This window comes from Stenotrophomonas sp. MYb57, from assembly GCF_002966815.1.
Lineage (GTDB): Bacteria > Pseudomonadota > Gammaproteobacteria > Xanthomonadales > Xanthomonadaceae > Stenotrophomonas > Stenotrophomonas indicatrix.
Map to the genome: position 1 here is coordinate 670533 of NZ_CP023271.1, position 20829 is coordinate 691361.

Genomic DNA, 20829 nt, shown 5'->3' on the forward strand with positions numbered 1-20829 from the left:
CGTACCTGAAAGGACCGACCATGATTGCTTCCCGTCGACCGATCCGCCTTTCCTTCACCGCCGCACGCCACCAGTCGGGCATGAGCCTGCTGGAGATCATCATCGTCATCGTGCTGATCGGCGCGGTGCTGACCCTGGTCGCCAGCCGCGTGCTCGGCGGCGCCGATCGTGGCAAGGCCAACATCGCCAAGGCGCAGGTGCAGACCGTTGCCTCCAAGGTCGACAACTACCAGATCGACACCGGCAAGCTGCCCGCCTCGCTCAACGACCTGGTGACCGCACCGGCCGGCGTCGGTGGCTGGCTGGGCCCGTATGCCAAGCCTGCCGACCTCAATGATCCGTGGGGCCACGCGCTGGAGTACCGCGCACCGGGCGAGGGCCAGGCGTATGAACTGATCAGCCTGGGCAAGGACGGCAAGGCTGGCGGCAGCAGCGTCGACGCTGATATCCGCTACCAGCCGTAAGCACGCATGCTGCTTTTCCTGCCGCGCCGGGTGTCACGCCCGCGCCTGCACGGCAGGCGCGCGGCGGGCCTGTCGCTGCTGGAAATGCTGCTGGTGATCGCGTTGATCGCGGCCATCGGCCTGATCACCGCCGCTGGCATGTCGCGCGGCTTTGCCGGCATGCAGCTGCGCAGTGCCGGCAAGGACATCGCCAACCAGCTGCGCATGGTGCGCGCGCAGGCCATTGCCCGCGGCGAACCGCAGCGCTTCGTGATCGAACCGGCGCAGCATCGTTGGCAGGGCGCCAGCCAGCGCCACGGTGAAGTGCCGGCCAAGCTGAAGGTGCAGTTCGAAGGTGCCGCGCAGTTGGCCACCGCGCCCGGCCAAGGCGTGATCGAATTCCATCCCGACGGCGGCTCCAGTGGCGGCCGCATCCGCCTGCAGCTGGAGAGCGCCGAGTGGCGCATCGATGTCGGCTGGTTGACCGGTGAAGTCCGTTCCGGACCGTGGCGGGCGCAATGAGGTCGCGCGCCCGTGGTTTTACCCTGCTGGAAGTGATCGTTGCCTTCGCCTTGCTCGGGCTGGCGCTGACGCTGTTGCTGGGCAGCCTGTCCGGCGGCGCGCGGCAGGTGCGCGACGCCGAGCTGCGCACGCGCGCGGTGCTGCACGCGCAGTCGTTGCTGGCCGCCGCCGGGGTGGAAGCACCGCTGCAGGCCGGCAGCCAGCAGGGCGAGTGGGAGCAGGGGCGTTATCACTGGCAGCTGCAGGTGCAGCCCTGGGCCGAGCCGCGCAGTGGTGCGCTGCCCGCAGCGCAGTCGCCGGGCGCACCCTGGCTGGCGGAACTGCAGCTGCAGGTGCGTTGGGGCGACAGTGAACGCGAGCAGTTGCGCTGGCGCAGCCTGCGTCTGTTGCCGCCCGCGCTGGAGAATGCGCGATGAGGCGCCGCGCACACGGCTTCACCCTGGTCGAAGTGATGCTGGCCACGGTGCTGCTGGCAGGCGGCCTGGCGCTGGCGTTCGCCAGCGTGCGCTCGGCGATGGCGATCAGCCAGCGCGGCGAGCAGATTGCCGCGCAGAGCGAACGCATGCGCGCAGTGCAGGCCCTGCTGCGGCGGCAGCTCGCCAGTGCCCTGCGCAGCCCGCTGGAAGTGCCCGATCCCACCCGCGAACCGGTGTTCTTCCAGGGTGACGATCAGGGCATGCAGTTCGTTGCCGACCTGCCGGGCTATCTCGGTCGTGGCGGCCCTTACCTGCATGCGCTGCAGGTGGATGGCGCAGCCGGCCACCGCCGCTTGCTGCTGGGGCTGGTGCTGCTGCAGGAAGGCGAGCGCATCGAAGAGAACCCGCCGCGCCCGCCCGAAGTGCTGGCGGAGGAGTTGAAGGACGTAAGGCTGCGCTACCGCGGTGTCGACGCCAGCAACGGGCAGCTGACCGAATGGTTGCCACGCTGGGAGGACACCCGACGCCTGCCATTGCTGGTGGAAGTACAGATCGTGCCGGCCAGGGGCACGCCGTGGCCGCCGCTGGTGGTGTCACTGCGGGCCGGTGGCAGCGGAGGTGCGCGATGAAGCGTCCACGTGGTGCCGCGCTGGTCCTGGTGCTGTGGTTGATCGCGCTGATGACCGCGCTGGTCGGCGCCTTTGCGCTCAGCGCACGGGTCGAACACCTGCAGCAGCGGGTGCTCGGTGACGACGCACGCGGCCAGGAGCGCGCCCGCGCCGGCCTGGAATACGCGTTGCTGCGGCTGCAGCCGGACCCGCAGCGTCCGCCGTGGCAGGCTGATGGCCGCGCCTATCGCTGGCAGTTCGACGACGCCCGCATCGAGATCCGGGTGCTGGACGAGAACGGCAAGATCAACCTCAACCTGGCCGATGCGGCCCTGCTGTCCGCATTCATGCAGGCACTGGGCGAGCCGGCAGAGAGCGCCAGGCAGCTGGCCGGTGCGATCATCGACTGGCGCGACGAAGACAGCCTGCTGCAGCCCGGTGGCGGTGCCGAGGCGCCGGAGTACGCCGCCGCAGGCCTGCCCTATGGCCCGCGCAACAAGCGCTTTGAAACCCTGGGCGAACTGCAGCGGGTGCTGGGGATGCGCGGGTCGCTGTATGCCGCGATGCTGCCGCACCTGACGCTCTACAGCAGGCAGGCGCGCCCGGATCCACGTTTCGCCAGTGGACCGGTGTTGACGGCATTGGGCCTGGATGCGGAACAACTGCTGGCGCAACGCGCCCAGCAGGAGCGTGACGGAGATAACGCTGCGGGTGCATCAGCGCTTGCCAGCGGCAGTGGCACCTATAGTATCGAGTCCCGCGCCACTGACGGCAGCGGACGCCTGTCGGTGCTGCAGGCGGTGGTACGCAACGGATCGGGCGGGGTGCCCGGCCGGACCTACACAGTGCTTCGCTGGGAGCAGGGAATGGCAGCAAGATGACGGCGTGGCAGGACAGTCTGCGGCAGGTGCAGGGCCAGATCGGCCCCGGTGCCGGCCGTTTCCTGCGCTGGTGGCGGCAGTCGTTGCTGGCCTGGGTGCCGATGCGTTGGCAATGGGCGCTGGGCTGGTCGCAGACCCGCCTGCTGCTGCAGTGCGAGGACGGGCAACTACAGGTCTGGCGTGAAACCGGCGACGGTCTCGAGCCCGTGGCCCGCCTGCCGTGGCCGCTGCAACCGGCGGACCTGGACCGCGTGCTGGAGCCGCGCCTGCGCAGCCTGCCACGGGTGTGGCTGCTGCCGGCCGGGCAGGTCCTGCGGCGCAATCTGCGTCTGCCTGCCGCAGCCGCTGACCGCCTGCGTGCGGTGGTCGGCTACGAGATCGACCGGCAGACACCGTTCGAAGCCAGCCAGGTCAGCTATGACATCCGTGAGCTGGGCAGTGCCGGCGAAGGCCTGCTGCAGGTGGAGCTGGTGGCCTGGCCGCTGCGCCAGCTGGATGACTGGCGCGCGCAGATCGGAGCGTGGGCCGACGTGCTGGCCGGTGTCGATGCGATCGATGCCCAGGGCCGCGCGCTGCAGGTCAACCTGCTGCCGCCCGCGCAGCGTCAGCAGCGACCGGACCCGATGCGGCGCTGGAATCTGCTGCTTGCCATGGCTGCGCTGGTGATGCTGGTGCTGGCGGCGATGCAGTTGCTGGACAACCGTCGTGACGCCGTCGATGCGCTGCGCGCAGACGTCGAGCGCAGCGCCCGCAGTGCGCGTGGCGTGGCCAGCGAACGCAGCCAGCTGCAGGCGCTGCTGGATGGAGCGGCGTTCCTGGAAACACAGCGCAACCAGCGCGCCAGTACCGTCGAAGTCTGGAACGAGCTGACCCGACGCCTGCCCGATGGCACCTACCTGGAAAAACTGGCGATCGAGAACAACAGCCTGCAGTTGATCGGCCTCAGCAGCGAAGCATCGCAGCTGGTCACGCTGCTGCAGGACGCGCCGCAGTGGCGCAAGGTCAACCTTACCGGCGTGCTGCAGGCTGACGGTGCCGCCAGTGGCCGCGACCGCTTCACCCTGACCGCCGAGCTGCACCCATTGCCTTCGGCGGCAGCGGCGCCGGCACCCGCCCCGACTGCAACCACGGAGGCGGCCAATGCCGATGCCAAGCGCACGCCGTGACCGCTGGCTGGCACTGGCACTGCTGTTGGCAGTGCTGGGCCTGGCCTACCTGCTGCTGGTGCACCCGTGGTTCACCCAGCCGCTGCTGGCGATCGATGCCGATGCCGCCGCCCTGCGCGAGCGCCAGCAGCGCGTGCAGGCGCAGCTGCAGCAGCAGCCGCAGATCGAACAGCGGCTGCGCGCAACCCGCGACGCCCTGCAGCAGCGCCCGGGGTTCCTGCAGGAAGCCACCGCCGAGGCCGCCGCGGCCGCGCTCGGCGCACGCCTGCAGGATGCGGTGGCGATGGCCAGTCCGGGCAACCGCAGCTGCACCATCAGCAACCGCACGCCGTTGAGCGACAACCGTCGCGATGCTGCGTTCGTGCGCGTGGCCATGCAGGTGCGCCTGCGCTGTGGCGTTGCCGAATTGGCCACCGTGCTGCACAGCCTGGAGACCGGCAGCCCGCGCCTGTTCGTGGACAACCTCAACCTGATCGCACAGCGCTTCCAGCAATCGCCCAACGAATCCGGCCTCGGCCTGGATGTGTCCTTCGAGCTGGCCGGCTACCTGTTGCCGGCGGCTGCTGCCGATCCCTCGACAGCACCCGTGGCCACGCCGCCTTCAGCGGCGCCGGCGGTGTCGCCGCCGGCACCTGTGCCGTCACCGGCGGAGCAGCCTGCCACCGATGCGCAGGAGGTGGCCGATGAAGCTTGAGCAGATCAGCCTGCGCACCGGGCTGTTGCTGGCGCTGGCCGGATGGGCCGCAGCGATCTGGCTGGCCACCGGCCTCGGTCTTGGCAGCCAGCTGCCCACGGTCAGTGCGGAGGGCGACGCCCAGGCCGCGCTGCCGGCGCTGCCCGTGCTGGCGCCCGAACGCATGGCCGGCGCAGACAGCTACAGCATGATCAGCGAACGGCCCCTGTTCGCCGAAGACCGCAAGCCGCGCCCGTACCTGCTGGGGGGCAGTGAAGCCGCCGCCAGTCCGGCACTGCGCCTGACCGGCGTGCTGATGACCGGCGACTTCAGCATGGCCACCTTCACCACCGAGCAGGGCCGGTCGCTGCGCCTGCGCCTCAACGGCGATGCAGTCGATGGCTGGCAGCTGGTGGCATTGGAACCGCGCCAGGCCACGGTGATCGGCTCCAGTGGCAGCCAGGTGCTGGAACTGGCCGTGTTCAATGGCCAGGGCGGTGAAGCGCCGACCGCGCTGCGCGGAGCCACTGGCACACCGCCTGTGCCTGGCGCGGTGGTTCCGCCGCCGCCACCGCAGCCAACGCCCAGCCAGACCCTGCCCACCCCCCGTGCCGCCGATGGCAACGTGGCTCCCGCCTCGCCTGCACCGGCCGCGGCCGCCGCACCCCCTGCAAACACCAACGGTCCCAGCGAAGCGCAGATGCAGGCCATCCGCGAACGCATCCAGGCCCGCCGCCGTCAGCTGCAGCAACAGCAGCAACAACCGTCGCCGCCCCCGGGCGATGGCACCAACCGATAGAGTGAATGCATGAATCTGCGTTTTCTTCCCTGGTCCTTCGCCCTGACGCTGCTGGTCGGCTGCAGCACCGTGTCGGCCCCGCATGTGCAACGCAACGGCAACCTGCAGCCCTCGGCCAGTGCCGGCCAGGCTGCCGTCGATGCGCAGACCGAAGCGGCCGATCAAGCCCAGGGGGCGCCGCAGGCGGTGATCCGCCGTGGCACCGGCACCATGATCAACCGCGAAGCCGCGCGCAAGCCGTCGCCCGCGCTGCATGCGGCCAGCTCCGGTGAGGCGACCTTCAACTTTGAAGGCGAGTCGGTGCACGCGGTGGTCAAGGCCATCCTCGGGGACATGCTCGGCCAGAACTACGTGATCGCCCCGGGGGTGCAGGGCACGGTGACGCTGGCCACGCCCAAGCCGGTATCGCCGGCACAGGCACTGAACCTGCTGGAGATGGTGCTGGGCTGGAACAACGCCCGCATGGTCTACAGCGGTGGCCGCTACAACATCGTCGCCGCCGACCAGGCACTGGCCGGCACCGTGGCGCCGAGCACTGCGCCGGCCTCCAGCGCACGCGGTTTTGAAGTGCGCGTGGTGCCGCTGCAGTTCATTTCCGCCACCGAGATGAAGAAGGTGCTGGAGCCCTATGCGCGGCCCAATGCCATCGTCAACGTCGACAGCGGCCGCAACGTGATCACCCTCGGCGGTACGCGTGCGGAACTGGAGAACTACCTGCATACCGTCGAGATCTTCGACGTCGACTGGCTTTCGGGCATGTCGGTGGGTGTATTCCCGATCCAGTCCGGCAAGGCCGAGCAGGTCGCGGCGGATCTGGAGAAGGTATTCGGCGAAGAGAGCAAGACGCCCAGCGCCGGCATGTTCCGTTTCCTGCCGCTGGAAAACGCCAATGCAGTGCTGGTGATCACCCCGCAGGTGCGCTACCTGGACCAGATCCAGCAGTGGCTGGACCGCATCGATACCGCCGGCGGCAGCGCGCGCCTGTTCTCGCATGAACTGCGATACATCAAGGCACGCGACCTGGCCGAACGCCTCAGCGAAGCCTTTGCCAGCAGCGGCAACCGCGGCGGCTCCGGCTCGGCATCGCTGGCGCCGGGTGCCATTCCCTCGCAGCTGGGCAGCGAGGGCGACCGCGGTATGGACGCGGGCAACAGCAGCAGTTTCAACAACCAGGTCGGTGGCGGCAGCAGCAGTGGTAGTGGCAGCAGCGCCGGCAGCCTGAACCTGCCGCAGCGCCAGTCGGGCAACGTCAGCATCAGCCTGGAAGTGGAAGGCGATCGTGTCGGCGTGTCGGCGGTGGAGGAAACCAACACGCTGCTGGTGCGTTCGACACCGCAGGCCTGGCGCTCGATCCGCGAGGTGATCGAAAAGCTGGACGTGATGCCGCTGCAGGTACACATCGAAGCGCAGGTGGCCGAAGTCGGGCTGACCGGCGACCTGAAGTACGGCGTCAACTGGTTCTTCGACAATGCCGTGGCGGGGCGCGCGCTGACCGGCGCGCTGTCCGGGTTGACCCTGCCAGCAGCGGCCGGCGGCTCCTGGAACACCTTCGCCGGTGCGGTGACCGGTACCGATGGCGCCGGCTGGGCGTTCACCGGGCACAACGGTGCAGCCGTGGTCAGTGCGCTGGACAAGGTCACCGACGTGCGCCTGCTGCAGACGCCCTCGGTGTTCGTGCGCAACAACGCCGAAGCCACCCTCAACGTCGGCGACAAGGTGCCGATCAACACCACCACGGTCAACACCGGCATCGGCACCAGCAGCTACAGCTCGGTGCAGTACATCGACACCGGCGTGATCCTCAAGGTGCGCCCGCGCGTCACCCGTGACGGTACGGTGTTCCTGGATATCGTGCAGGAGATCAGCAGCGCATCGGACGTGCCGGAGAACTGCAATCCGCAGGAGCGCAACTGCAATCCGCGCATCTCCACCAAGAAGCTGGCCACCGAGGCGGCGGTGCAGAGCGGGGACACCATCATGCTGGCCGGCCTGATCACCGATTCGGCCACCGATGGCAGCAGCGGCATTCCCGGCCTGAGCCGGATTCCGGTACTGGGCGCGCTGTTCGGCCAGAAGAGCCGCACCAGCCGTCGTTCGGAAGTGATCGTGCTGCTGACCCCGACCATCGTCCGCAACGGCCAGGAAGCCCGCACCCTGACCGATGAGTACAGCCAGCGCTTCCGCGCGATGGAACCGCTGAACCAGCCGCGCGCAAAGAAGTAAGGGGGGCGGCAGGGCTGCGCGCCCTGCACCTGCCGAAGCAACAGCAACAGCGACAGCGACGGCGGGTATTCCGTGGGATGGCGGGGCGGTGTCGGATTGCGGGGACGCCGCAAGTACGTCCCTGTAGGCTTGGCAGCCGCATCCATGCGGCTGACACCCCGCAATCCGACACCGCCCCGCCTTCGACAGTTTCCCGGTGGCCAGTAGATCCACGCCATGCGTGGATGAATCTCTGTCAGATTTCGAAGAATGGGGGCAGATCGGTTTTCCAAGGGGAAACGGATCTGACCCCATTCTTTTCGTTCCCGATACCTGCATGTGCCGGCCAGCGGCCGGCACTACCAGGAACAGGCCAGACAGGTCGCGGAAATCTGTCGAAGGCGGGGTGGGTCCGGTGGCGGGGGTGTCCGCGGCATGGATGCCGCGGCCAAGCCTCCAGGGATGGATTCACGGCGTCCCCCGCCACCGGACCCACCCCGCCATTCCCAGGAAGCCAGCTTTTGCCGTTGCCGTTGCTGTTGCCGTTGCTGCGGCCTCTGCGGGTGCCGGGTGCAACCCGGCCGACACCCACCCGATGCTACGCTGTGGCCACCGACAACCACGGAGGCGGGATGGGGGCGATCGTGTTGTTGCCGCTGGGCGTGGACGACGCGGTACTTGACCGCTGCCTGGCCGCGCTTGATGCCGGTACCGCAGCGGGAACATCGATCTGGCTGGCCGATGACGCACAGGCCGGGCCACGTGCACAGGCGGTGGTCGAACACTGGCTGGCACATACGCCGTTGCAGGCCGAATACACCCGCCGCGCGCGGCCGCTGGGCGAGGTTGCCCACCTGGACGAAATGCTGCGTGCCTGCGATGGCCTGGACGTGGCGGTGCTGGCCCCGGACAGCGTACCTGCGCCGGGATGGCTGCAGCAGCTGCAGGCCACGTTTGCACGCGACGCGGCCATTGCCACGGCCACGCCGTGGTGCAACGTGGGCGAAACCGCGGCGTGGCCGCGCTTGGGCGAGCTCAACCCCGAACCGGGCGACCCGGCGCTGTTGGCACATGTCTGCGCCGCACTGCCGAGCCTGCATCCTGAACTCCCTTCGGCGGTCACCCACGCCGTGCTGGTGCGCGCCAATGCTCGGCGGCGCGCCGGCGGCCTGGATGCAGAAAGCTACCTGGGCTGGAACGCGGCGCTGGTCGATCTGAGCCTGCGCATGGCTGGTCTCGGTTGGCGCAACGTGTTGTGCGAAAACGCCTTCGTCAGCCGTGCCAGTGAAGCACCCAGCCGCGACGGCGATCTGGAAGCACTGGCCGCGCGCTGGCCGGGCTGGGTACCGCGGCTGGCTGACTTCCTGATGCACGACCCGCTGCACACGCTGCGCCAGAACCTGCAGCACGGCCTGCAGCAGGCGATAATGCCGCGCGGGCAGGGCGACCTGTTCGTCCCGCCATCACCGTTGGAGCCGCCTGTTTGAATTCCGCCATTGCCGCCATCGTCGTCACCTACCAAAGCGGCAGCACCATTGATGCGTGCCTGTCGCGGCTGCGCCAGGCGCAGGACGTGGCCGAGATCCGGGTGGTCGACAATGGATCGCTGGATGACACCCTGGAAGTCGTGCAGCGCCACGCCAGCCACGATCCGCGTGTACGTTTCATCGCCAACCCGGACAACCCCGGTTTTGCCGCGGCCAACAACCAGGGCGTTGCCGATTCACGCAGCCCGTGGCTGGCCTTCATCAACCCCGACCTGATGGTCGAAGTCGATACGCTCGCCGCATTGCGTGACTGCGCCAATGCGGTGGGCGACAGTCTGCTGGGGGTGGAGCAGGTGGACGAGCAGGGCCAGGCCGATGAAGCGGTACGGCGCCGTGATCCGGACTTCCTTGCCATGCTGCGCTCACCCGGTCGTGGCGCGCGGTTGGCCATTGCCCGCGACCCGGCGCAGCCATTGCAGCAGGTGCCGGCGTTGTCCGGTGCGCTGCTGCTGATGCCGCGCGCCCTGTTTGATCGCATCGGCGGCTGGGATGCCGGCTACCGGCTGCACGCCGAAGACCTGGACTTGTGCCGCCGCGTGCGTGAGGCCGGTGGCGTGGTTGCCATCGCCAACGACCTGAAGGTGACCCACGTGCGGGGGGTGTCCAGCCGCTCGCGCCCGTTCTTCGTTGAATGGCACAAGCATCGCGGGCTATGGCGCTATTTCAGCAAATTCGAAGCGCCGCAGCGGTCGTTGCCGGTGCGGGTGGCGGTGTGGGGGGCGATCTGGGCCCATGCACTGGTGCAGGTGCCGAGGTTGCTGCGCAGGTCGCTGTAGCGCGCTGCCACAGGATCATCCACGCATGGCGTGGATCGACTGCAGAGCGCGTGAGGGCGCCACCTCCACCACGGACCCCGGTTCACCCGAACGGGCGCATAATTCCCCCATGCCTATCATCCAGTCCCTGCTCGACACCGACCTGTACAAGTTCACCATGATGCAGGCGGTGCTGCACCAGCACCCCGGCGCGCAGGTTCAATACCGTTTCAAATGCCGCACCCCCGGTATCGAGCTGGCCCGCTACATCGACCAGATCGATGAGGAGATCGACCACCTGTGCAGCCTGCGCTTCAGCAATGAAGAGCTGGATTACATGCGTGGCCTGCGCTTTGTGAAGCCCGATTTCGCCGACTTCCTCGGCCTGTTCCACCTGGACCGCAAATACATCCAGCTGCGCGCGTCGAAGACGGTGCCCGGCGAGATCGAACTGGACATCACCGGTCCGTGGCTGCACACGATCCTGTTCGAAGTGCCGCTGCTGGCGATCATCAACGAAGTCTGGTTCCGCAACACCACCACGGCGGATTTCGCCGAAGGCGAACGCCGCCTGCAGGCCAAGGCCGCGCTGCTGCGCGATACCCCTGGCTTCGAGCAGTGCCGCATCGCCGACTATGGCAGCCGCCGCCGCTACTCGCGCGATTGGCATGCCCGCCTGCTGCCGCTGCTGCGCGATGCGCTGGGCCCGCAGCTGGTCGGCACCAGCAACGTGCACTTCGCGCGCCTGTACGGCATGACGCCGCACGGCACCATGGCCCACGAGTACCTGCAGGCGTTCCAGGCACTGGGCCCGCGCCTGCGCGATTCGCAGGTGGCGGCGCTGGAGTCGTGGGCGCGCGAGTACCGCGGCGACCTTGGCATCGCCCTGTCCGACGTGGTCGGGCTGGATGCGTTCCTGCGCGACTTCGACATGTATTTCTGCAAGCTGTTCGACGGCGTGCGCCATGATTCCGGCGACCCGTTCGACTGGGGCGACCGCATGCTGGCCCACTTCCAGCTGCGCCGCGTCGACCCGCGCAGCAAGGTGCTGGTGTTCAGCGATGGGCTCGACATCACCAAGGTGATGCGCCTGTACGACTACTTCCGTGGCCGCTGCCAGGTGGCGTTCGGCGTGGGCACCCACCTGACCAACGATCTGGGGCCGACCCCACTGAACATCGTCATCAAGATGGTCCGCTGCAACGGCCAGCCGGTGGCCAAGCTCAGTGACTCGCCGGGCAAGAGCATGTGCGACGACCCGGGCTACCTGTCCTACCTGCGGCAAGTGTTCGAACTGCCGGATCCGGCCCAGGCCTGATCGCGGTCGGTCCGGGGCCGCACCGCGGCCCGTGGCTGCCTGCATGTGGTGCTTGCCGTACATCGCGGGTGGCAGTAATTGACCGTGCCTTGATGCCGCAAGCATCAGGATCGACGGTATGATGCGCCCACAACCACACGAATGTGACGTGCGTCATCAAATGAGTTCCCTTCGCTGCAGTATCCACCCTGCAAGTCTGCCAATGGACCCACCGATGGCCGCTGAAAGGAACAACGCGTGACGGCGCCCCATCTTGCCATTGCCGGCATGCCGGCCGAATTCGTCGAAATGCGCGGTGGCAGCGTGTACTGGGTCGTTGCTGCTGGCAGCGCGCCGGCCGATCTGCTCGGCGCCAGTGCGTTGATCGGCGCGGGCGATCTTGATGACGTAGTGCTGGCAACGCTGGGGCGCGGCGTCGAGCCGATGTTGTCTCTGCTGACGCCCGAACAGGGCCCTGCACGGGTGCACATGTTCCAGTGCTCGCACCAGGGCATGCAGTTGGCCCTGCGCGGCCTCGCCGAGGACTTGCCTCGCGCTTCAGGCGCCACAACGCGCATGTGCATCGTGCAGTTCCCCGTGGCTGCACTGGACGGTTGGGACGACGTGCGTTTGTCGCGCTGGTGCCAGCGCCTGCAGCAGTGGGCGCAGAACGCCGCGCAGGTCCTGCTGCTGCTCTGCCATGGCGAGGTGGCCACGCTCGCTCCGCGTCTGTTGCCCTTGAACCGGAGCTGCGCCGGTGTCGCCCAGTTGCATCCACACCGTGGTGCACTGCAGCTGTTGCTGCATTACTGGACCAACAGCCACGGCGTCGTCGCACAACGTGCCTTCACCGTTGAACAAGTCGAGCAGCGTCTGCAGCGCTTGGTCGACCCCGAGGTTGAAGCGCCGTCAGTGGCGGGCGAGGGCGGCAGCGACCGCGACCTGTTCCTGGCCCAGGCCGATGTACTGGAAGGTGCCCCGCCGTTGTCGTCGGCCTGGCGCCTGTATGAAGGCTGGGCTGGCCTGATGCCTGCCGCGCTGCAGGCACGCGAAGCCACGGTGGTGGTCGCCATCAGCGAAAACGCACAGGTCGACGCCCTGGCGCGATTGCTGCATCGCCTGCGGCGTGAGCGCGGCGATGCTGTGAAGCTGGTGGTACGTGAACTGCAACCCTGCCTGCGCTACGCCGATGAGCGGCTGTTGCTGCAGTGCGGCGGCAGCCTCGTGGTGCCTGCCCACACCCCTTTGCCGCGCCTGTTGACCCTGCTCGATACCGTGCAGCGGCAGCGTTGGCAGGGCCAGTTGGCTGACGATCCGGAACCGTTGATCCGTGCGCACCGGCCGCCGTCGATCAGTGGCCAGGTCAGTGCGTCGCGCTTCCGCCAGATCGCCAGTGAACGCATCGACCAGGACGGCAGCGCAGTGGAGAGTGCAGTGCTGGCATTGCAGCCGGTGGCTGGCCTGCGTGCCGAGCAGACGCTGCAGCAGCTGCGCATCCGCCGCCAGGGCGACCTGGCCTGCGTGTACCGCGGGCAGGTGCGCCTGTTCCTGTTCGGCTGTCGCCGCGATGCCATCGAACAGGCGCTGGGCAACCTGTTCCGGCTGCCCTGGCGCGAGCTGTTCGACGGTTACCAGCGGCTTGCCGAATACGATATCGCGGCGATGAACGCCAGCGGCAGCGATCCGGAGACGGAGCTGCTGCCGCAGCCTGCGGAACCCGCGCCGGTCGCAGTTGCGACGGTTGTAGCAGTGCCATTTGCAACGCCAACACCGTTGCGGCTGGGAGACGACACATGACCACCGACCAGCAGCTGTGGACGTTGATCGTCGCCTGCGCGGTATTGATGATTCCGTTCGGCGCGATGCTGGGCGTGCTGTGGCGAGGCCTGCGCCGACGCGTCGGCGGGTGGTTGCCGCCACGTCACCTGCGCCGGGCGGGCGTGCGCCAGCGCGCACCGCGGAGGCCGGCATGAGTCCGCAGGCATTGCCCGCATCGCCGTTCGCCTGGGCCGACCTGCGCGGCTGGAACCTGTACTTCCTGTCCAAGGTGGTGCTGGCCTGGATGGGTGCGCTGGACCTGAAGATCCTGCCCAACCTGCTGTTCCTCGGCGCGCTGCTGGTGCCGCTGCGCTGGCGCTGGGCGCGTATCGCGCGGACGGTGGTGGCTGTCCCCGTTGGCGTGGCGCTGTATTACCAGGACACCTGGTGGCCGCCGTTCCAGCGATTGCTGGCGCAGCCGGGCGTGCTCGACTTTTCTGCCGACTATTGGCTGGAACTGGCCCAGCGCTTCATCAACTGGCAGATGGTGGCGGTGCTGGCCCTGCTGCTGGTGGCCTATTACCTGCTGAAACCGTGGCTGCGCATCACCACCCTCAGCGTGGTGGGCATGCTCGGCATGGCGGTGGTTGCGCTGCCGCTGCCGGCAGACCTGGTCGCGCGACAGGGCCAGGCCGTGGCCGCTACCGGCAATACGGGCTCCGGTCGTGCGCCGCTGGCACCGGCCAGCAACGACAACCTCAACGCCTGGCTGGCAAGCTTCTACCAGCAGCAGTCAAGTTTGAAGACGGCCTTCCCGGCGCCGGCCAGCGGCGCGCCCTTCGACGTCATCATCCTCAACATCTGCTCGCTGGCCTGGAGCGACCTGGACGAAGTGGGGCTGCGCCAGAACAACCTGCTCGACCGCATGGACGTGGTCTTCGACGATTTCAATTCGGCAACCGCCTACAGCGGGCCGGCGGCCATCCGCCTGCTGCGCGCCAGCTGCGGGCAGACTTCGCACACCGCGCTGTTCGACCCGGTACCGGCCGAGTGCCAGCTGTTCTCCAACCTGCAGCGCCTCGGTTTCCAGAGCGAGCTGGCCATGAATCATGATGGCCATTTCGACGATTTCATCGGCGAGCTCTCCAAGTACGGCGGCCTGCAGGCCAAACCGATGGACATCAATCCACTGCCGCGCGCACTGGTGGCGTTCGACAAGTCACCGTTGCGTCGCGATGGCGACGTGCTGAACAGCTGGTTCAAGCAACGCCAGGCCGAATCCACCCAGCAGGTCGCGCTGTTCTACAACACGATCTCGCTGCACGACGGCAACCGCATCGTCGGCGCCGATGGTCGTGCCAACGCTGCCGACTACAAGGCGCGTGCGCAGATGGTGCTCGGTGACATGGCCGGCTTCGTCGACGCGGTGGAGAAGAGTGGGCGCCGCGCCATGATCGTGGTGGTACCCGAACACGGTGCCGCACTGCACGGCGATCGCATGCAGATCCCGGGCATGCGTGAAATTCCCAGCCCGTCGATCACCCACGTGCCGGTAGGCGTGAAGCTGGTCGGTATGGGGGCACCTGCTGCCGGCGGCCCGCGCCACATTCCCGAACCGAGCAGCTACCTGGCCATCTCCGAGCTGGTGGCACGGGTCTACGCGCTCAACGCGCAGTCGCCGCCGGCCGACCGTGACTGGGACAGCCTGCTGAAGGGGTTGCCGCGAACGCCATCGGTTTCCGAGAACGAAGGCGCCAAGGTCATCGACTACGACGGCAAGCCGTGGCTGCAGCTGCAGGGCAGCCAGACCTGGAGCCCTTACCCCGAGGACAAACGCTGATGGCTGCCGACATTCTTGCGGTGCCCACCACCCTGTCGGTCGAGGAAGACGACATCGACCTGCTGCGGCGCAGCCTGAACATGCCGGAGATGCCCTACGTGGACTTTTCGGCGCAGCGCGAGCGCGAGCAGGCGCTGGCGCGCTGGCCGCTGCTGGCGGAACTGGAGCAGCAGCGATGAACACGCTGTTGTCCCTGCAGGGCGTGCATGGCGGCACCGGGGTAACCACCGTGCTGGCAGCGCTGGGCCAGGCCCTGCATGCGCAGGGCCAGCGCGTGCTGCTGGTCGAATGCAGCCCGGACCAGATGCTTGGCCTGCACCTGGGCCTGCCCGCAAAGGAAGCGGGTGGCTGGGCGCGTGCCCAGCTTGACGGAGGCGACTGGCGCGCGGCGGCCTTCGCCTGCGCGCCTGGCCTGGCCGTGCTTCCCTATGGCCGCGTCGATGACGCTGAGGCACTGCAGGTAGAGCAGTGGCTGCAGGCGGCGCCGGCCACCTGGGCCGATCGCATGCCGCTGTTGGCGCCGCAGTTCGACTGGGTGATGTTCGACCTGCCGCAGCGGCTGCCTGCACACGTGGCTGCGATCAACCAGCATGCCGCTTGCACCTTGCCGCTCCGCCTGGCCTGTGTCGATCCGGCCAACCATGTGGCGCTGCAACGGCACAGTGCCGACGCGCGCCGTGTGCTGGCCAATCGCTACGATCCTGCTGTGCCGGTACAGCGCGACCTGATGCAGTTGTGGCTGCACTCGCATGCTGCGCGCCTGTTGCCGCAACCGCTGCATGAGGATGCGCGGGTACCGGCGGCGTTGGCCAGCAAGCAGCCGTTGGGCCGCTACGCGGCCGATTCGCTGGCCGCCGCTGATATCGATGGCCTCGCGCTGTGGTGCCTGGCCGAGTCTGCCCGGCGGCAGGCGGAGGGCGCGCACGGATGAGCGCGCGGGTGTACTACCTGCATTGGAGCCGCCTGCGTGATCGGGTACATGCGCCGTGGGCGACTTGCCTGGTGCTGTGGCTGCTGCAGGCCATCGGCTGGGCGTTCCTGCGCTTGGAAGCTCCGGCATGGCAGGCATTGGCGCCGCGCCTGCGCGGTGCCTTCCCGCAGTTGCAGGGTGACCGTCGCTGGCGCCCCGGCGATCCGATTCGCTTGCTGATCCAGGCGCTCTGGTTGTCGATCGTGCGCTTGGTGCCGCGCCCTTCGCAGCGCCGGCAACGCTTGGCGCGCGCGCGCCGGCAACGCATCGCCGAGCTGCGCGGTGCCGCCGGGCGTGGTCACCTGCGCTACGTGCGCGCAATGCGCGATGCACCCAACGAGGTCTGGAACAGCCGCTTCATGGCCTGGGCAAGCCAGCGCCTGCAGGGGCTGTCGCCGCGAACGCGCAATCTGCTGACGTTCCTGATCGGCCTGGTCACGCTGGGCCTGGCCGTGCTGTGCATCACCCAGCCGTTCACCTACTTCGCGCAGTTCGTGTTCGTGCTGCTGCTGTGGGTCATCGCCCTGCTGGTGCGGCGCATGCAGGGGCGCTACGCCACCCTGGTGCTGGTGGTGCTGTCGATCACCGTGTCCTGCCGCTACCTGTGGTGGCGCTATACGGCCACGTTGAACTGGAACAGCACCTTCGACCTGATCTGCGGGCTGGTGCTGTTGGCTGCGGAAACCTACTCGTGGCTGGTGCTGATGCTGGGGTATGTGCAGGTGGCCTGGCCGCTGCGCCGTCGCCCGGCGCCGCTGCCCGCCGATGTCCAGCAGTGGCCGACGGTGGATGTGCTCATTCCCACGTACAACGAAGACCTGGCCCTGGTGCGGCACACCGTGTACGCGGCGATGGGCCTGGACTGGCCGGCCGACAAGCTGCGCATCCACATTCTCGACGACGGCAGGCGCGAAGAGTTCCGCGCTTTCGCCGAACGTACCGGAGTGAACTACATCACCCGCACCGACAACCGACACGCCAAGGCGGGCAACCTCAATCACGCCCTGACCTTGATCGATGGCGAACTGGTGGCCATCTTCGACAGCGATCATCTGCCGGTGCGGTCGTTCCTGCAGGTCTCCTGCGGCTGGTTCCTGCGCGACCCGAAGCTGGCGCTGGTACAGACGCCGCACCACTTCTTCTCGGCCGATCCGTTCGAGCGCAACCTGCAGGTATTCCGCAGCGACCCCAACGAGGGCGAGTTGTTCTACGGTCTTGTGCAGGATGGCAACGACCTGTGGAACGCGGCCTTCTTCTGTGGCTCCTGCGCGGTGCTGCGGCGCGAGGCGATCGATGCCATTGGCGGCTTTGCCACCGAGACCGTCACCGAGGATGCGCATACTGCGCTGCGCCTGCATCGCAACGGTTGGAACTCGGCGTACCTGCGTATCCCGCAGGCGGCTGGCCTGGCCACCGACAGCCTGGGAGCGCATGTCAACCAGCGCATCCGCTGGGCGCGCGGCATGGTGCAGATCTTCCGCATCGACAATCCCCTGATCGGCAAGGGCCTGAGCCTGTTCCAGCGCTTCTGCTACGCCAACGCGATGCTGCACTTCCTCGCCGGCATTCCACGTCTGGTGTTCCTCACCGCGCCGCTGGCGTTCCTGCTGCTGCACGTTTACATCATCTATGCGCCAGCACTGGCCATCCTGTTGTTCGTGGTGCCGCACATGGCCCACGCCAGCCTTACCAACGCACGCATCCAGGGCAAGTATCGGCGGCCCTTCTGGGGCGAGGTCTACGAGACCGTGCTGGCCTGGTACATCGCACGGCCGACCACCATTGCGTTGTTCAGCCCGGGGCGCGGCAAGTTCAACGTCACTGACAAGGGCGGCACCCAGGCCGGTGACCGTTTCGACTGGCGTGTGGCACGGCCATACCTGGTGCTGGCGCTGTTGAACGTGCTGGGCCTGTGCTTTGCGGTCTGGCGCTTCATGCACGGCCCGGCTGATGAACGCGGCACCGTGGTCGTCAGCTCGCTGTGGGTGCTGTACAACCTGCTGATCATCGGTGGCGCGCTGGCCGTGGCCGCCGAGGTGCAGCAGGTGCGCCGCACCCATCGCGTGACGACACGCTTGCCGATGGCCCTGCAGGTTCCCGATGGTCGCCGCCTGCGTGGCGTCATGCAGGATTACTCCAACGACGGTGTCGGCATCGAGCTGGGCGACGACCCGCAGCTGCTTGAGGGGCAACCGGTGCAGGTGCTGCTGGGCCGGGGCCGCCGCGAGTTTGCGTTCCCCGCACGGGTGCAGCGCAGCGTCGGCCATCGCCTCGGCCTGCTGTTGACGTTCGAGAATGAACGCCAGCGCGTGGAATTTGCCCAGTGCACCTTCGCCCGCGCCGATGCGTGGCTCGACTGGCACGCCGGCTACCAGCCCAAGAGCCTGCCACGCAGCCTGTGGAGCGTGCTGGTGCTGGGTTGGCGCGGTTACCGGCGGATGGGCGACTTCACTCCGTTCGACCTTGACCGTCCCGCGCACTGGAACCGTCGCCTGCTGCGCTGGCTGGCCAGTTTCGCCCCGCAACGTCCGCTTCCATCCCACCCGGCTGACCCAGCCGCTGATCCAGGGCTTCGTCCATGAGCATTCCGTCCTCTCTGCGCTGGCTGCTGCTGCCTCTGCTGGCCTTGCCTGTGGCCTCGGGCAACAGTGCGCCGGCCCCGGCACGCATGCCGGCCACCGGTTCCACCCCGGACGCACCGGCTGCCCAGGTCGCCGTACCGACCCCGGTGGCGGCTGCAGCGGTTCCTGCGCAGCGCAGTGAAGCTGCACTGCCGCAGACCTGGGCAGGCAGTGCCTGGCCTTGGCAACGCGAAAGTACCTTCGCCCAGTTGGGTCGTCGCCAGGACACGCTGTTGTCGGGCGTGCGCAACGCGACCACCTTCGAATTCCAGGTGCGCCGCGACCGGCTCGCGCGCGAGGCCGAACTGGACCTGAGCTTCACACCGTCGCCGTCGCTGCTGCCGACCCTGTCGCACCTGCGGGTCTATCTCAACGATGCGTTGATGGGCGTGGTGCCGATCAGCAACGACCAGCTTGGCCGCCCGGTGCAGGCCAAGCTGCCGCTGGATGCGCGCCTGATCGCAGACTTCAACCAGGTGCGGCTGGAATTTGTCGGCCATTACACCGACATCTGCGAAGAACCCACCCACAGTTCGCTGTGGGTGAACCTGTCCAGCAACAGCACGCTGCGCCTGGGCGGACAGCTGCTGGCGATGCAGGATGACCTGGCCAACTTCCCGCTGCCGTTCTTCGATCCACGCGACACCGCGCGCCTGGAGCTGCCGGTGGTGTTCGGTGCCGCACCGACGTTGGCCCAGCAACGCGCCGGTGCCGTGATGGCCTCTTACTTCGGCAGCCTGGCCGGCTGGTGGCGGCAGGCGCGTTTCCCGGTCAGCTTCGGCCAACTGCCGGCGCAGGGGCATGCCGTGGTGCTGGCAGTCAATGGCAAGTTCCCGCCGGTGATCGCCAACCATGCACCGGTGAAGGGCCCGGTGGTCGAGCTGATGGCGCTGCCGGAGGATCCGCAGCGCAAGCTGCTGCTGGTGCTGGGCCGCAACGATGACGATCTGCAGAAGGCGGTGGCGGCGATGGCGGCGGGCAACGCGTTGTTCCGTGGCCGCCAGGTCAGCATCGACGAGGTCAAGCCGTTGGCCCCGCGCAAGCCGTACGATGCACCTAACTGGGTGCGCACCGACCGGGCCGTACGCTTGGCCGAACTGCTCGACTACCCGCAGCAGCTGCATGCAAACGGCGTGTCGCCGCAGCCGATCACGGTCAACCTCAACCTGCCGCCGGATCTTTTCATCTGGCGCAACCAGGGCATTCCGCTGAACCTGCGTTACCGCTACACGCCGCCGTTCGGCAGCGATGAATCGCGATTGGGCGTAGCAATCAACGACCAGTTCATTTCCAGCTTCCCTCTGGTGCGCCGCAACGGCAAGCAGGGTCTGGAGGAAATCCGCCTGCCGGTGCTGGCCGGCGACGCCGGTGCCGACGACGGCCGCCTGCTGATTCCCTCGCTCAAGCTGGGCGACCGCAACCAGCTGCGCTTTGATTTCAACTTTGCCAGCGTGATGGGCAGTGCCCAGCGCGACCACTGCCAGACCGTGCTGCCGCCGAACCTGCAGGCGGCGATCGAAGAAGATTCGACCATCGACTTCTCCGGTTTCCACCACTACATGGGCCTGCCGGACCTGTCCGCATTCGCGCTCAGCGGTTTCCCCTTCAGCCGCATGGCCGATCTGTCCGAGACGGTGGTGCTGGTGCCGGCAACGGCGAGCGAGTCGCAGGTCAGCCTGCTGTTGAACCTGGTGGGCGGCCTGGGCGTACAGACGGGGTACCCGGCCTATGGCCTGCGCCTGTCCGACGACTGGAAGCAGGCCAGCGCACTGGATGCCGACCTGCTGATGCTGGGTGCAATGCCGGCAGAGCTGCGCGGCAGCGATCAGTTGTCGCTGCTGATCGATGACCAGCGTACGCGCCTGCTCAATGGCCAGTCACCGTCGCCGCAGCTGGCGATGGAACAGGCCCGTCGCGGCAGCCGTGCCGGTGATCCGGCAGTTACCCAGGTGGCGGTCACCGCCGAAGCGCCCTTCGCGGCGATCATCGGCCTGCAGTCGCCGCATCACGCGCAGCGCAGCATCGTCTCGCTGGCGGCCAGCAATGCCGCCGACTACGGCCTGCTCGACGAAGCCCTCAGCGATACCGGCAAGCGCCAGGCGATCGCCGGTTCGGTGGCGATCCTGCGCAGTTCGGGCATCCACAGCCAGTTCGTCGGCGACCATTACTACGTTGGCGCGCTGCCGTGGTGGCTGCTGCTCTGGTACCACCTGGCCGACCATCCGGCACTGCTGGCGGTGCTGGCTACGGTGGTGGTGCTGATGGTGGCATTCCTGTTCTGGCGTGTGCTGCGCTGGGTGGCAGCCAAGCGGCTGGATCCGGGGCACTGAT

The 20829-nt window shown here is 67.9% G+C and carries 19 protein-coding genes; all 19 read left to right on the plus strand.

What is annotated here, in order from left to right; translation table 11 throughout:
* Positions 1 to 20: 20 nt before the first annotated feature.
* A complete protein-coding gene (gspG, locus tag CLM74_RS02995) occupies positions 21 to 464 on the plus strand; it encodes a type II secretion system major pseudopilin GspG (RefSeq protein ID WP_032951922.1) in 444 nt (147 codons plus the stop codon).
* 6 nt (positions 465 to 470) lie between these two features.
* Positions 471 to 965 (plus strand): GspH/FimT family pseudopilin, encoded by a 495-nt coding sequence (locus tag CLM74_RS03000; protein ID WP_025876706.1) that lies wholly within the window; start codon positions 471 to 473, stop codon positions 963 to 965.
* A complete protein-coding gene (locus CLM74_RS03005) occupies positions 962 to 1381 on the plus strand; it encodes a prepilin-type N-terminal cleavage/methylation domain-containing protein (protein ID WP_025876704.1) in 420 nt (139 codons plus the stop codon). The genes CLM74_RS03000 and CLM74_RS03005 overlap by 4 nt, the downstream gene beginning before the upstream one ends.
* Positions 1378 to 2010 (plus strand): type II secretion system protein J, encoded by a 633-nt coding sequence (locus tag CLM74_RS03010; protein ID WP_105163421.1) that lies wholly within the window; start codon positions 1378 to 1380, stop codon positions 2008 to 2010. The genes CLM74_RS03005 and CLM74_RS03010 overlap by 4 nt, the downstream gene beginning before the upstream one ends.
* Positions 2007 to 2870: a type II secretion system protein GspK gene (locus CLM74_RS03015; RefSeq protein ID WP_025876700.1), complete on the plus strand. Its 864-nt coding sequence runs from the start codon at positions 2007 to 2009 to the stop codon at positions 2868 to 2870. The genes CLM74_RS03010 and CLM74_RS03015 overlap by 4 nt, the downstream gene beginning before the upstream one ends.
* Positions 2867 to 4036 (plus strand): PilN domain-containing protein, encoded by a 1170-nt coding sequence (locus tag CLM74_RS03020; RefSeq protein WP_105163422.1) that lies wholly within the window; start codon positions 2867 to 2869, stop codon positions 4034 to 4036. Before CLM74_RS03015 ends, CLM74_RS03020 begins: the two co-directional genes overlap by 4 nt.
* Positions 4017 to 4730, plus strand: coding sequence for a type II secretion system protein GspM (gene gspM, locus CLM74_RS03025; RefSeq protein ID WP_234003461.1), 714 nt, complete (start codon positions 4017 to 4019; stop codon positions 4728 to 4730). Before CLM74_RS03020 ends, gspM begins: the two co-directional genes overlap by 20 nt.
* Positions 4720 to 5508 (plus strand): general secretion pathway protein GspN, encoded by a 789-nt coding sequence (locus tag CLM74_RS03030; RefSeq protein WP_105163424.1) that lies wholly within the window; start codon positions 4720 to 4722, stop codon positions 5506 to 5508. The genes gspM and CLM74_RS03030 overlap by 11 nt, the downstream gene beginning before the upstream one ends.
* 9 nt (positions 5509 to 5517) lie before the next feature.
* Entirely contained in the window at positions 5518 to 7731 is a 2214-nt protein-coding gene (gene gspD / locus CLM74_RS03035) for a type II secretion system secretin GspD (RefSeq protein ID WP_032977175.1), read from the plus strand.
* A gap of 611 nt (positions 7732 to 8342) precedes the next feature.
* Positions 8343 to 9197 (plus strand): glycosyltransferase, encoded by an 855-nt coding sequence (locus CLM74_RS03040; protein WP_105163425.1) that lies wholly within the window; start codon positions 8343 to 8345, stop codon positions 9195 to 9197.
* Complete coding sequence (locus tag CLM74_RS03045; RefSeq protein ID WP_025876688.1) at positions 9194 to 10033, plus strand: glycosyltransferase family 2 protein; 840 nt, start codon at positions 9194 to 9196, stop codon at positions 10031 to 10033. The genes CLM74_RS03040 and CLM74_RS03045 overlap by 4 nt, the downstream gene beginning before the upstream one ends.
* Positions 10034 to 10142: 109 nt before the next feature.
* The gene (gene pncB / locus CLM74_RS03050; protein WP_033830318.1) at positions 10143 to 11330 is read left to right on the plus strand and encodes a nicotinate phosphoribosyltransferase; all 1188 of its coding nucleotides are present in this window, start codon (positions 10143 to 10145) and stop codon (positions 11328 to 11330) included.
* Positions 11331 to 11567: 237 nt separating this feature from the next.
* Complete coding sequence (locus CLM74_RS03055) at positions 11568 to 13106, plus strand: BcsE family c-di-GMP-binding protein (RefSeq protein WP_105163426.1); 1539 nt, start codon at positions 11568 to 11570, stop codon at positions 13104 to 13106.
* Positions 13103 to 13282, plus strand: a complete 180-nt coding sequence (bcsF, locus tag CLM74_RS03060) for a cellulose biosynthesis protein BcsF (protein ID WP_025876682.1) — start codon at positions 13103 to 13105, stop codon at positions 13280 to 13282. The genes CLM74_RS03055 and bcsF overlap by 4 nt, the downstream gene beginning before the upstream one ends.
* Positions 13279 to 14907 (plus strand): cellulose biosynthesis protein BcsG, encoded by a 1629-nt coding sequence (gene bcsG, locus CLM74_RS03065; protein WP_105163427.1) that lies wholly within the window; start codon positions 13279 to 13281, stop codon positions 14905 to 14907. Before bcsF ends, bcsG begins: the two co-directional genes overlap by 4 nt.
* Positions 14907 to 15086, plus strand: a complete 180-nt coding sequence (bcsR, locus tag CLM74_RS03070; RefSeq protein WP_025876678.1) for a cellulose biosynthesis protein BcsR — start codon at positions 14907 to 14909, stop codon at positions 15084 to 15086. Before bcsG ends, bcsR begins: the two co-directional genes overlap by 1 nt.
* The gene (bcsQ, locus tag CLM74_RS03075; RefSeq protein ID WP_033830323.1) at positions 15083 to 15838 is read left to right on the plus strand and encodes a cellulose biosynthesis protein BcsQ; all 756 of its coding nucleotides are present in this window, start codon (positions 15083 to 15085) and stop codon (positions 15836 to 15838) included. The genes bcsR and bcsQ overlap by 4 nt, the downstream gene beginning before the upstream one ends.
* Positions 15835 to 18459, plus strand: a complete 2625-nt coding sequence (gene bcsA, locus CLM74_RS03080) for a UDP-forming cellulose synthase catalytic subunit (protein WP_025876674.1) — start codon at positions 15835 to 15837, stop codon at positions 18457 to 18459. Before bcsQ ends, bcsA begins: the two co-directional genes overlap by 4 nt.
* On the plus strand, positions 18456 to 20828 hold the full coding sequence (gene bcsB, locus CLM74_RS03085) for a cellulose biosynthesis cyclic di-GMP-binding regulatory protein BcsB (protein WP_105163428.1): 2373 nt from the start codon (positions 18456 to 18458) through the stop codon (positions 20826 to 20828). Before bcsA ends, bcsB begins: the two co-directional genes overlap by 4 nt.
* Position 20829 lies beyond the last annotated feature (1 nt).